This window comes from Mycobacterium sp. H4Y, assembly GCF_000364405.1.
GTDB lineage: Bacteria > Actinomycetota > Actinomycetes > Mycobacteriales > Mycobacteriaceae > Mycobacterium > Mycobacterium intracellulare.
The window spans coordinates 62515-73725 of sequence record NZ_AKIG01000003.1 but is presented as its reverse complement, the minus strand read 5'-3'; the positions used below and the strand labels follow the sequence as shown (position 1 = coordinate 73725).

12 protein-coding genes are annotated in these 11211 nt (G+C 68.1%); 4 read left to right on the top strand and 8 right to left on the bottom strand.

Annotation, left to right across the window (positions count from 1 at the left end; all coding sequences use genetic code 11):
• Positions 1-6 precede the first annotated feature (6 nt).
• Together W7U_RS21245 and W7U_RS21240 are read right to left on the bottom strand one after the other, a co-directional pair.
• Complete coding sequence (locus W7U_RS21245; protein WP_014712596.1) at positions 7-1152, bottom strand: phosphotransferase; 1146 nt, start codon at positions 1150-1152, stop codon at positions 7-9.
• Between the two features lie 102 nt (positions 1153-1254).
• The gene (locus W7U_RS21240) at positions 1255-1875 is read right to left on the bottom strand and encodes a TetR/AcrR family transcriptional regulator (RefSeq protein ID WP_008262421.1); all 621 of its coding nucleotides are present in this window, start codon (positions 1873-1875) and stop codon (positions 1255-1257) included.
• A 121-nt stretch (positions 1876-1996) separates the two neighbouring features.
• Here W7U_RS21240 and W7U_RS21235 point away from each other — a divergent pair, with 121 nt between their 5' ends.
• Positions 1997-3133 carry a hypothetical protein gene (locus tag W7U_RS21235; RefSeq protein WP_170320645.1) on the top strand — a complete coding sequence of 379 codons (1137 nt, stop codon included), beginning with the start codon at positions 1997-1999 and terminating at the stop codon, positions 3131-3133.
• A complete protein-coding gene (locus W7U_RS21230) occupies positions 3130-4209 on the top strand; it encodes a phosphotransferase family protein (RefSeq protein ID WP_008262415.1) in 1080 nt (359 codons plus the stop codon). The genes W7U_RS21235 and W7U_RS21230 overlap by 4 nt, the downstream gene beginning before the upstream one ends.
• A 4-nt stretch (positions 4210-4213) precedes the next feature.
• Here W7U_RS21230 and W7U_RS21225 read toward each other — a convergent pair whose 3' ends face one another.
• Complete coding sequence (locus W7U_RS21225) at positions 4214-4657, bottom strand: ATP-binding protein (RefSeq protein ID WP_008262413.1); 444 nt, start codon at positions 4655-4657, stop codon at positions 4214-4216.
• 60 nt (positions 4658-4717) lie between these two features.
• Positions 4718-5095, bottom strand: coding sequence for an STAS domain-containing protein (locus tag W7U_RS21220; RefSeq protein ID WP_008262411.1), 378 nt, complete (start codon positions 5093-5095; stop codon positions 4718-4720).
• Between the two features lie 349 nt (positions 5096-5444).
• Between W7U_RS21220 and W7U_RS21215 the strand changes: the two genes are divergently transcribed.
• The gene (locus tag W7U_RS21215; RefSeq protein WP_008262409.1) at positions 5445-6338 is read left to right on the top strand and encodes a fructose bisphosphate aldolase; all 894 of its coding nucleotides are present in this window, start codon (positions 5445-5447) and stop codon (positions 6336-6338) included.
• An 82-nt stretch (positions 6339-6420) separates the two neighbouring features.
• Here W7U_RS21215 and W7U_RS21210 read toward each other — a convergent pair whose 3' ends face one another.
• The 3 genes from W7U_RS21210 to W7U_RS21200 all read right to left on the bottom strand — a co-directional run bounded on the left by W7U_RS21210 (position 6421) and on the right by W7U_RS21200 (position 9848).
• Entirely contained in the window at positions 6421-7500 is a 1080-nt protein-coding gene (locus W7U_RS21210) for a DUF190 domain-containing protein (RefSeq protein ID WP_170320640.1), read from the bottom strand.
• A gap of 81 nt (positions 7501-7581) precedes the next feature.
• Complete coding sequence (locus W7U_RS21205; RefSeq protein ID WP_008262404.1) at positions 7582-8754, bottom strand: sulfotransferase; 1173 nt, start codon at positions 8752-8754, stop codon at positions 7582-7584.
• Positions 8754-9848: a DUF1214 domain-containing protein gene (locus W7U_RS21200; protein WP_008262401.1), complete on the bottom strand. Its 1095-nt coding sequence runs from the start codon at positions 9846-9848 to the stop codon at positions 8754-8756. The genes W7U_RS21205 and W7U_RS21200 overlap by 1 nt, the downstream gene beginning before the upstream one ends.
• Positions 9849-9910: 62 nt before the next feature.
• Here W7U_RS21200 and W7U_RS21195 point away from each other — a divergent pair, with 62 nt between their 5' ends.
• On the top strand, positions 9911-10549 hold the full coding sequence (locus W7U_RS21195) for a TetR family transcriptional regulator (protein ID WP_051070701.1): 639 nt from the start codon (positions 9911-9913) through the stop codon (positions 10547-10549).
• On the opposite strand, the gene W7U_RS21190 is transcribed toward W7U_RS21195, so the two are convergent.
• Positions 10536-11132: a TetR/AcrR family transcriptional regulator gene (locus W7U_RS21190; RefSeq protein ID WP_008262397.1), complete on the bottom strand. Its 597-nt coding sequence runs from the start codon at positions 11130-11132 to the stop codon at positions 10536-10538. The genes W7U_RS21195 and W7U_RS21190 overlap by 14 nt on opposite strands.
• Positions 11133-11211: the final 79 nt, after the last annotated feature.

Below are 11211 nucleotides of genomic sequence, written 5' to 3'. Positions count from 1 at the left end.
CAAGCCCTACAAAGAACTCTTCAGCGCGGCGACGGTTTCCAGATCGTCGAGCGCGGCGACGCCCCGGCGCAGGCCTTCCATGGCGATGTCGTCGACCTGCATGCCGCCCATCCCGGTGGTGATCAGCGGGGCGACATAGGCGTACAGCGCGCCCTGGCGGAACCGCAGCCACAGGTCGTCGCGATCCAGCTCGGGGCCGCCCGCCGCCACCAGCGCCCGCCGGTAGTCGTCGAGCAGCTCGCGTTGGCTGGCCCGCCGGTCCTCCGGGGTCAGGCTGGTGATCAGGGTGTAGGCGAGCTCGCGGCTGGGGTGCCCGCGCCGCACCGCCTGCCAGTCCAGCAGCCCGGCCTTGCCGCCGTGGAAGTACATGTTGCCGGGATGGGCGTCGCCGTGCATGACGGTGTGCGGGGGAGTGTCGATGAGCGCGGCGACGGCACGGTAGTTGTCGGCGATGAACGCCCCCGCGTCGACGGGGACGTCGACTGAAGAAGCGCGCTCGGCAAGGCGCTTGATCGAGGTGTGCATCAGCGACCCGGTCAACAACGACGTCACGTCGCCGGACGGCGTGTACAGCCAGCCCAGCGGCCCGCGCCCGTCGCGCGGCAGCCGGCCCCAGAACGTGGCGTGCAGTTCGGCGAGCAGTTCGACGATGAGGCCGGCCTGGTCGGTCGACAGCGGGTGCAAGGTGTCGGGGAACTCGCACGACTCTGCCGGGAGATCCTCCAGCACCAGCAGGTACCGGCCCGTCCACGGGTCGAACGCCGCGCCGTAGCAGTAGGGAACGCCGATGACCTGCGGCGCGAGCTGGCGGTAGAAACGCACCTCGGTGTGCCCGAGCCGGCCGAGCTCACCCATCAGGCGGGTGGCGGCGGTCTGCGCCGCGACCTTGACGAACACCGACTCCGGGACGTTCTTGCCGGTCAGCACCAGCCGCGCGCGCGAGGACGTGCCCGCGTCCCTGCTCAGCACGCGCACCGACCGGACGGTGGTTCCCATGACGCGGGACAGGACCGCGGGAGTGATCTCGTCGGCCGACCGAGGCAAGCCGAACCGGCCACCCACCACCGCGTCGGTCGCCACCCGACCCGCGCCCCGGCCCAGGTGCGCGGCCAGGCCGACGAAGGAAAACGCGTGTCCCACAGGGTTTTTCATGCCCATCCATCCCGGCTCTCAACCCGACGCCGGCGCCGCGCCAGCGACACCAACGCCGTCGGAGAAAACCAATCGAACGTCTGGACATCAGACAATATACGATTATTGTCTGATCTGTGGAACCAGGGCCCTCACCACGAGCTGTTCGACGAATTCGCGTTTGTCGGCCGCGGGGCGGTAGCGCCACGAGGGCGCCAGCAGGAACAGGGTCGCGGCGTGCAGCCACTGGACGATCGAGCGGAAATCGACATCCGGGTAGAGCAGCCCGGCCGCCTTCCAACGGTCGAGCAACGGCCCGTAATGCCGCAACAGCAGTTCGACGATCGGTTCGGAACCCTTCTCGAGCGCCGAGGCCACCGCGGTGCTCTCGGCCGCGAACAGCGCTTCGTTCAGCGGGTTGCCGTCCACCGATTCCACCCTTGCCAGCACCATCTCGGGGACCGACCGAACGGGGTCGTCGGGCGCGGGCAGCGAGCGCACCAACTCGCCGAGCGCGGTGTCGATCCGCGCCAGCATCAGTCCCAGCAGGACGTCGTCGCGACCGGGAAAGTAGCGGTACACCGTCGAGCGCGACACCCCGGCCTCGTCGGCGACTTCGCCCATGCGGAACTGGGTGTTGCCGCGCCGGACGATGCAGCGCCCGGCGGCATCCAGGATCCGTCTACGGGCCTCCTCGTCGTCGAGGATCGCGCGGTCGTCGCCCCACCGCCGGCTCGGTTCCATGGCGGCGATGTTACGGGATGCGTTGTGCTGCTTCGGTATCGGATGCCAATTCGCCCCGGCCGCAGTCCTTCGCCGAAACGCCTTGCAGCGCAACGACAAACCTCGCCAGAAAGGCCGAATGATGGCGTATTCCGCCGCCGACGAATCGTTCACCCATCAGCTCCCCAGCACGTTCGACCAGGTGCACAATGCCGATCCGACGTGGTCGGATCGCTGTTACTTCTTCGCCGCGTCGCCGGACGGCACCCTGCTGCTGGCCAGCGGCTACGGCAACAACCCGAACACCGGCACCGGGCTGGGCTACGTCAAGGTCAGCCTCGCCGACGGCCGGCACTGGGACCTGCTGTCCGGGCGGCCCGTCACCGGCGACGACCGCGGCGACCTGAGCGCCGGACCGATGCGCTGGACCTGCGTCGAGCCGCTGAAGAAGTGGCGGCTGGACGTCGAGCCCAACAACTCCGGAATCGAGTGCGAGCTTTACTACGAACCCACCGCCCCGATGTGGGAGCTGTTGCCCATGAAGGTGCGCGGCAAAAACGGCGAGCTGCTCGCCGACATGTACCACATGAAAGAACCCGGGAGATGGAGCGGCTGGGTGACGATCGATGGGGAACGTGTCAGCGTCGACGGCTTTCACGGTGGCCGCGACCGCACCTTCGGCGTGCGGGTCTCGGACAAGATCGACTTCTGGTTGTGGCTCGACGCCGGCTTCGACGACCATGCCATCGAAGCGTGGATCATCGAATCAGCCGACGGCACAGTCAATTACGTCGACGGCGGCATCACCTACGCGGATGGGAGGCTGTCGAAACGATTCGTCAAGATCGAGCACGATGTCGAATTCGACGGAGACCGCAAGCGACCCACCGGCGCCGCTCTCGTGTTCACCGACGAAGACGGCCACGCCCATCGCGTGATCGCCGAGGCACCCCATCAGCAGGTCAACGCCTACTACGGCCTGCCGATGGCGCACTGCCAATACGAAGACCTCGGTGGGGGCGCCTATTTCATCCATTTCGCTTGGGACAGTAGCGATCCCGACCAGCTGTCCGAGACCGAGAGCAAATCGATGGCGCTCGACCAGCTGATGCGATTCGAGCGGGACGGCGAGACCGGTTGGGGCATCTTCGAATTGCTGCTCGGCGGGCAGGGCTATGCCCGCTACCCCAACTGGACCGCGATGGACATGTCCGCCTTCACCCAGGACAAGACCCCGGTCGATCGCTTGCAGGAGGACAGCGACGGGGTTCGGCGATGACCCTGGACGCCGATCGGGAACGGCGGTTGACCGACTGGGTGCGCACCCAGGTGCCCGACGCCGCCGACGTCCGCCTCGAGGGCATCGACCGGGTGAGCTTCGGGCACTCGGCGGAGATGATGACGCTCAGCGTCGTCACCCGGCGCGCCGGCCGCGACGACCGCCGCGACGTGGTGTTGCGGCTGCGGCCCCGGCCACCCGCGCTGCTGGAGCCCTACGACCTCGCGCGCCAGTTCGCCATCCTGCGCGCCCTGGCCGGCACGCCGGTCCGGGTCCCGCCGGCGCTGTGGCTCGAACCGACCGGCGAGGTCCTCGGCCGGCCGTTCTTCGTGATGGAACACGTCGCCGGCGACGTGTACGAAATGGAGCCACCCGCCGGTGCGGCCGACCACACGGTGGTCCGGATGTGCCAGAGCCTGGTCGAACAACTTGCCGCCATCCACACCGTCGACCTCACCCGGACCGGGCTGGCCACCCTGGACGACGGCGCCGATCACCTGGAGCGCGAACTGGGCCACTGGGCCGCGGAGATGCACCGGGTCAAGCGCGACCGCCTGCCCGCCCTGGAGCGCCTTCATGGGGCCTTGCTCGCCGGCAAGCCGGACCCGTGCCCCACGGTTTCGCTGGTGCACGGCGACGCGAAGCCGGGAAACTTCGCCTTCACCGCCGGCGAGGTGAGCGCCGTTTTCGATTGGGAGATGACGACCGTCGGTGACCCGCTCACCGACATCGGCTGGCTGGAGATGCTGTGGATGCAGCCGGTCGGGATCAACAGCCACCCCGCGGCCCTGTCCATCGACGCCCTGCTGGCGCACTACGAATCGGCCAGCGGGATCAGCGTTGTCAACCGGCCCTGGTACCGGGCGTTCAACGCCTACAAGATGGCCGTCATCTGCCTCATCGGCGCGATGCTCGTCGAGGACGGCCACAGCGACGATCAAAAACTCGTGCTCGCCGCCTACGGCACCTCGCTGCTGACCAGAGCCGGGCTCGCCGACCTCGGAATCGACGAACCCCTCGACGACGGGCCGGTGCTGCCGCGCGACGACCGCATCGCGCAGGTGCTGTCCGGATAGGCGTTCAGGCGGTGCAGGCCGACCGGGTCAGGCCGGTCCAGACCAGGGTGACGCGGGTGCCCTGCGGAGTGCGGGCGATGGCCGCCTCGTCTGCGAGGGCCTCCATCAACGGGATACCGCGGCCACGCATCTGGGCGCTGCGCTGTGCGGGCACCTTCTGCCGCCAACGGCCCCGGTCATCGACGGTCACGGCGAGGGTGTCGGAGTCGGCGTCGTAGGCCGCCCGCACATCCACGGTCCCTCGCTGCGTCGCGTCGACGTACGCGAACTCCGCGGCATTGGCGATCGCTTCGTTCACCGCGAGGAGCAGGTCGCTGAAGCGATCGGCGCACAGGGAGAAATACCGGTTCAACCAGGCGCCGAACTCGACGCGGGTCCGGGCGGCGCTGCGTGCGTCGGCCGCCACGCCCGTTCGGACGAAAAGAGTGCGGTCATCGAGGTTCGACATGTTATGCGGTCGATCGAACCGACCCATCGCCCCCAGGTGTGTTCGCACTCGCGTCGAGGCTCATTCCCCGGCGATACCGCTCAGCGCGCCGTCCAGGCTGCTGTACAGCGCGAGCACGCTGTCGATCCCCATCAGCTTGATCGGCCTGCTCGTGGCCGAGCCGTTGGCGACGACCGCGAACTTCGTCGGCGGTTCGACCTCGGCCTGCGCGCTCACCAGCACGGTCATGCCGGCCGAGGCCAAGAAGCCGACCTTGGACAGGTCGACGATCAGCGCCGCGGGTTTGGTGGCCAGCGCGGTCTGGATGGCGTCGGCCAGCTGCGGCGAGCTCAGCATGTCCACTTCACCCGAGACGGTCAGCACGACCGCCTGATCTACCTGGTGTTTGCCCACTTCAAAAGCGGTTGGGTCGACGACATCGCCGGATTGTTCGCCCATGGTCTATCACTCACATTCGGTCCCGTGCGGGACACCGCTAGCTCTGGTACAGCCACTGCCATATCCGGGGGCTGCTGATTCAACCCCTCGGGGAACACGCTTGCCTACGCGGGAGATCACCCCGGTCGATCTGCGCCGCTCAGTGCAGATACAGCTACAAGTGTTTGGTCAATGGTAGGACACGCACCAATCCCGCCTCAAAATGCTGCACGAGTCCCGCCGCCCGGCGGTCCCGCGACGGCCTGTCTCTTCCGGTCGGGGCTGGCCGAATATGATCGGCACGATTCAGGCTTGAGCGTGCGTGGCCTCCCCGGCCGGGTGCGCCCATTACGAGGGAGTGAAGAGTTCAATGTCGAACCAGCAGCAAGCGGACCGGATGACGTCGGGCAAGGGATTCATCGCTGCGCTCGACCAGAGCGGCGGCTCGACGCCGAAGGCGCTGCGCCTGTACGGCATCGAGGACAGCGCGTACTCCTCCGACAAGGAGATGTTCGACCTCATCCACGAGATGCGTTCGCGGATCATCACCGCCCCGTCGTTCACCGGTGACCGGGTGCTGGCGGCGATCCTGTTCGAACAGACCATGGACCGGGACATCGAGGGCAAGCCGTCGACCACCTACCTCTGGGAGACCAAGGGCGTGGTGCCGATCCTCAAGATCGACAAAGGGCTGGCGGACGCGTCGAACGACGTCCAGCTGATGAAGCCCATGCCGGGGCTTGACGAGCTGCTGGAGCGGGCCGTGGGCAAGGGCGTGTTCGGCACCAAGGAGCGGTCGGTGATCGGCGGGGCCAACGCCGAGGGCATCGCCGCCGTGGTCGCCCAGCAGTTCGAGGTCGCCCGTCAGGTGCTCGCGCACGGCCTGGTGCCGATCATCGAGCCCGAGGTCACCATCTCGATCTCGGACAAGGCCGAGGCCGAGCGCATCCTGCGCGACGAGATCACCAAGCAGCTCGACAGCGTGCCCGACGGGCAGCGCGTGATGCTCAAGCTGAGCCTGCCCACCGAGGCCAACTACTACCGTCCGCTGATCGAACACCCGAAGGTCATGCGGGTGGTGGCCCTCTCCGGCGGCTACTCGCGCGAGGAGGCCAACGAGCTGCTCGCCAAGAACACCGGCCTGATCGCCAGCTTCAGCCGCGCGCTCACCGAGGGGCTTTCGGTCGACCAGACCGACGAGCAGTTCAACACCACGCTGGACAAGGCGATCCAGTCGATCTACGACGCCTCGGTCGCCGGCTGACCGATTCCGATGGCGGCGACCCGCTGCGCCCGGCGACGCCGCGCTTGCGATCGCCGCTGTTGCGCCGTGCTCGCGATCGCCGCTAATAGCGGTGCCGGGCCATGCGCGGCGGCCCCTGCCCGCTGTCGCCTTCGTCGGACACCAACGCGGGCACCATTTCACTGGTGACCAGTCCCTCTTCGCTCGTCAATTCGTCGATGACAGCGAAGGATTCGGCGACGTTGGCCGGGGTGTCGATCACGATGGTCACCACGGGTACCCGGCGAGTCAGCGAGAGCAGCTTGTCGCCGTGGGGCGGGTGATCGCCGTGAAACCCCCACACGCCACGCAGGACGGTGGCGCCGTCCGCGGTCCCGGCCTGGCGTAGCCGCTGGACGATCGCGCGGTGTATCGGCGCGCCGCCGCGCTGCGCCGACTCGGAGGTATAGATCGTCAGCTTCTGCCACAGCGGCAAGCCGTGTTCGTCCGTTCCGGGCAGGGCGTGCGGTCGTTCCAAAAACTGTCCGTCGCGCTTGCAGACGCGGACCCGTTCGAGGGTGAACAACGGCGTGCGCAGCAGCCCGGCGAGTTCGGGCAACACGCGGCCGATGCGCTCACCGGAGCCGACGACGACGATCATCATCGGAACGTCAGCGTTGCGGCCAAAGAAGTTGGCGCGCTGGCGTTCTCCGTGCGCGACACCGTCCACGCCCAACAGCACCGTGGCGCCGGCCAGGCCGCGCCGGTGCATCAAGTCGCAGAGGGCGATGTAGGCCGGCGTCCCGTTGACGCGTTGCTTGCGGCCGACGTAGATCGTCAATTTGACGGCGTCGTGCAGGTCCTCGGGCAGCTGCGGGGATCCGATGTCCTCGTGCAGGAGCCGCGCACGCTCCAGGGTGACCAGGCCGCGTTGTTTGATCGTCAGCACGGGGTCGAGCAGTGCCTCGATCTTCGTTCTGGTGTCGACCGCGACGATCACGACGGGCGGATCTTCCGACAGCGTCAACGACTGATCGGTACGAAAATGGCGCATCGTGCCGAAGCCGCTGATGCCGCGCAGCGCCACGCCGGCAGCGATGCGGTGCCGCTCATAAAGGCCGAGCAGCACATCGGAGACAAAGCCGTCGCCGGTCCGCCGGCGCTCCGCCAGATAGGTGGTGAGCTTCAGACAATCTTCATCCACCGCCGCTCCCATCGCCTTGCGGCGAGCCTACCGCTCGGAGAGGCTATGCACCGCAGGCGCGTTCGATGCCGTCCGGACGCCTCACCGCAGCGGTTCGGCCGGTACCGCGTAGCGGTCCTGATACGCGGTCACCCGCTCGCGGACCTCACCGACATCGAGCCCCGTGTCCGACCAGGTGTAACGGCCGTGCCCACCGTCGGAGGGATGGGAGGCGAGGAACTCGCGCATCTTCTGCTCGGTGTCGGGCCGCAGCTCGCGGTCCAGCCGCCGGTAGATGTCTTTGATCGTGGTCCACGGGTCGGTCATGAAATCGGCGAACCGCACGTCGATGACGCGCCCCGCGGGCACGGCGCCGCTGTCGCGCAACGCCATCTCCCGGTCCAGGCCGACGACGATCTCCTCGTAGGACTGGGCCGCACACTCGGTGATGCTGGATTCGTCGCTGCACATCCGGCGCAGGTGATGGGTGAGCGCGGCGATCGACGAGATGACGTTGACCGGATCGCGGTGTGTCTGCACGATGAGCGCGTCCGGGTATTCGGCCAGCAACGCGTCCAGCTGCCACAGGTGCGCGGGCGACTTCAGCAACCACTGGCCGGGCACACCGGACTGCAAGTGCTGCAGGAAGATTCGATGGAAGCGATACGCCCCCGCGTGGTCGGCTTCATACAGCAGCCAGCGGTAATAGCCCGGCAGCCGATACTGCACCGAGAAGATCATGCTGACGAACTCGGCCGCGGTGATGCGCACGCATTCCTGCCCGACCAGGGCGCCCATCGGATGAAAAGCCAAGAAGCCCGGCATGATCTGTTCGGACATGTCGATGCTGGCCTGAATCTGGGCGATACGCGGATCGTCGTGATAGGTCTCGGGCTGCGGGACGGGGCAGGGCTCGTCGACCTCCCAGGTCAGTGGGGCGCGCAGCTCGGGATCCTGGGCGAGCAGGTCGTAGAGGATCGTGGTGCCGGTGCGTGGCTGGCCGACGATGAATATCGGCGCGGTGATCTTCTGCTCGGCGACCTCGGGATGTTGCTTGCGCCAAGCGATTACGCCGAGCCGGTTCTTCAGGGCGCGCATGAGGTCGAGGTGAGCGATCTCGACGCCGATATCCGATAGCCGCGCATCGTTGATCAACCCGTCGGTGACGCGGTGCAGCCCGGGACGCCAGCCCTCGGCGCCGAAGTCGTCGCTGCCGACTTCCTCGCAGGCGGCGGCGATCAGCCGTTCGGGGGCGAACCGGTCCTGCAGCGTCATCACCGCTGCCGTCCCTGGTGCACCGACACCGTCACGTCGGGTGGGCTCGGGTTGTCCAGCCAGCGCAGGACGATGAACCCGCGCTGCCGGCCGCCGGTGTCGAGCCAATGACCGAGCCCAAAATCCTCGTCGGGGACCGCGATTCGCACGCGGCCGTCGGCGCCGGGTCGCACACCGCGGTTGGTCACCGAACTGTGCCGGCGGCGCGGCTCCAGGCATTCGTGCCAGATGCTTTCCAGGGTGACGTTCCAGTACCGCGTGTCGGGTGGTGCGATGTCGAGTACGAGGGCCTGGCCGGGCTCGAGCCGGAAGGTTCCCATCATGTAGAGGTTGTCGGGCGTGGTGTCGGCCGCGCCCAGATCGGCGGCCTGGGCCGTCAGCAAGGTGTTCGGGGCTTCCAGGAGTTCGGGCTTGATGGTGCGGTGCAGGGTCGTGAGCTTCATCAGGGACCACGCCATCGCGGTGAACTGATCGGCGAGTTCGTCGTCGGTCAGCGCCGTCAGCGGGCCCGGGTCCAGCGCTTCGATGCGCAGCGCGGCGAGTTTCTCGGCGGTCCGGTCACCGATGTACTCCCGCACGACCACCGACGACGCGTCGGCCGGGATCTTCACCCACTGCGCGCCGGCCAGGTCGGGCGGTTCGTCGGCGGACAGGACGAGCGTGAAGTCGCCCGAGTCCAGCTTCAGGTCGGTGTCGCTGACGTAGCCCGCCATCCGCCGCGGGGTCAGCCCGGTGCCGGCCAGGATCTGAAAGCCGAGGTAGGCGCTGGTGCCGCGGGAGCCGGTGATCCGGTAGCGGCGATCCCCGCGGATCATGGCCAGGTAGTAGTTGCCGTCGGGGTTGGGGCCGCCCACCATCCGGTTGTCCGAACACATATCGAAGAACGACGGCCGTTCCGGGTCGGCCTCGACCGACATTTGCGCGCACAGCGAGGACACCCGCGCCACCACCCGCAACCCTTCGGCGAGTTCGCGTTCGGACTCGGCGTCCTCGGCCACGATCTTGCTGACGTCGGTGAGCATCTGCTGGAAGAACTCCAGCGCGGCGCGGGCCTTCGGGGCGGCCTGGACGGACGGAACACCAGTCTGAGACATCGTCTCATGCTAAGACTATGTCTTAGGCTCTTGGTGGCGATTTGGGAGAACAGGGTGGGGGCATGTCTGCAACGTCCGCCTCGGTGCCGGCTTCGGAGGCCGTGACGTCGCTGGCCGAACGGAAGCGAGCGGCCATGCGTCAGCGCATCGCCACCGCCGCCGCCCGCCTGGTCGCCAGTCGCGGTCTGGCGGGGGCGACCGTGGACCTCATCGCCGACGCCGCCGACATCGGCCGCGCGACCTTCTTCCGGTACTTCAACTCCAAAGAAGACGCCGTGGCCGAGGGCATGAATGGCCATTGGCTCGACCGGATCACCGCCGCCCTCGCGGCCCAGCCGCCGGAGCTCGACGCGATCGAGGCGGTCATCGGCGCGTTCGGCGAACTCGCCCGCAACTTCGCCGAGATCGAGAACCAGGTGCGCGAATTGGCCACGCTGACAAGGTCATCCGAGACGTTGGACGCGTGGACGCTGCACGTCTATGTCCGCTACGAGGTGGCGATCGCCGAGCTCGTCGCGCCGCGGATGGCCGGGCTGGCCGCCCACGATCCGCGGCCGCGCCTGATCGGCGCGCTGGCGATGGCGGCGGTGCGCATCGCCCTCGACGACTGGCTGAGCCACGGCGGCTCGTTGCCCGACCGGGTGAGCCGGGGGCTGGCCGCAATCTCGGTCGACCGCGCGGCGGCGGTCAGCCCCGGGTGAGTGCGTTCACGATGAGCCGGGTGGTCCGTTCCGCCCGCCGTCGGGAGTAGGGCTGCGCGCCGGACAGGATCGGATACACCACGCCGCCGACGATGGCGTCCGCGGCCGATTCGGCGACCGCCTCGTCGATGCCGTCGGCGAGCAACCGGGCCCGCACGCTATCGTGCAGCGGCGCACTGAATCCCGCGCGCAACTTGACGGCGGTGTCCTCGTGTTCCATGCAGGCGACGGTCAGGGTGCGCAGCATGGCCGAACCCCGCGGCGTCGTCAGGCTGGCGAACAGCTTGCCGACCCACCTCACCAGATCGGCTGCCAGATCGCCGCTGTGGTTGACCGACGCGAGCAGCGTGTCGGCGTCTTCCAGCATGACGTCGGCGACCAGCGCGGGTCGGGTGGGCCACCAGCGGTAGATGGTCTGCTTGCCCACGCCGGCGCGGGCGGCGACGGCCTCGATGGACAGGCCGTCGAACCCGCGCTCGAGGAGCAGTTCGCGCGTCGCCGTGACGATCGCCGTGCGGGACTTCTCGCTGCGACGCCGGGGCGTGTTCGCCGGCGTGCCCACCTCGGTGAGATCGCTTGGCATCTGGTGGTCCTCACTGCGGCGCTGGCCCGCTTTACATATCCTGACTACCCCCGGTAGTCTGCCACAAGACGAGACGGTC

Coding starts and splice junctions, on each gene's coding strand:
- W7U_RS21205 (WP_008262404.1), bottom strand. CDS start 8,754: ATGACGCTGCAGGACCGGTTCGCCCCCGAACGGCTGATCGCCGCCGCC.
- W7U_RS21240 (WP_008262421.1), bottom strand. CDS start 1,875: ATGGAACCGAGCCGGCGGTGGGGCGACGACCGCGCGATCCTCGACGAC.
- W7U_RS21230 (WP_008262415.1), top strand. CDS start 3,130: ATGACCCTGGACGCCGATCGGGAACGGCGGTTGACCGACTGGGTGCGC.
- W7U_RS21200 (WP_008262401.1), bottom strand. CDS start 9,848: ATGTCTCAGACTGGTGTTCCGTCCGTCCAGGCCGCCCCGAAGGCCCGC.
- W7U_RS21195 (WP_051070701.1), top strand. CDS start 9,911: ATGTCTGCAACGTCCGCCTCGGTGCCGGCTTCGGAGGCCGTGACGTCG.
- W7U_RS21215 (WP_008262409.1), top strand. CDS start 5,445: ATGTCGAACCAGCAGCAAGCGGACCGGATGACGTCGGGCAAGGGATTC.
- W7U_RS21225 (WP_008262413.1), bottom strand. CDS start 4,657: ATGTCGAACCTCGATGACCGCACTCTTTTCGTCCGAACGGGCGTGGCG.
- W7U_RS21190 (WP_008262397.1), bottom strand. CDS start 11,132: ATGCCAAGCGATCTCACCGAGGTGGGCACGCCGGCGAACACGCCCCGG.
- W7U_RS21245 (WP_014712596.1), bottom strand. CDS start 1,152: ATGAAAAACCCTGTGGGACACGCGTTTTCCTTCGTCGGCCTGGCCGCG.
- W7U_RS21220 (WP_008262411.1), bottom strand. CDS start 5,095: ATGGGCGAACAATCCGGCGATGTCGTCGACCCAACCGCTTTTGAAGTG.
- W7U_RS21235 (WP_170320645.1), top strand. CDS start 1,997: ATGGCGTATTCCGCCGCCGACGAATCGTTCACCCATCAGCTCCCCAGC.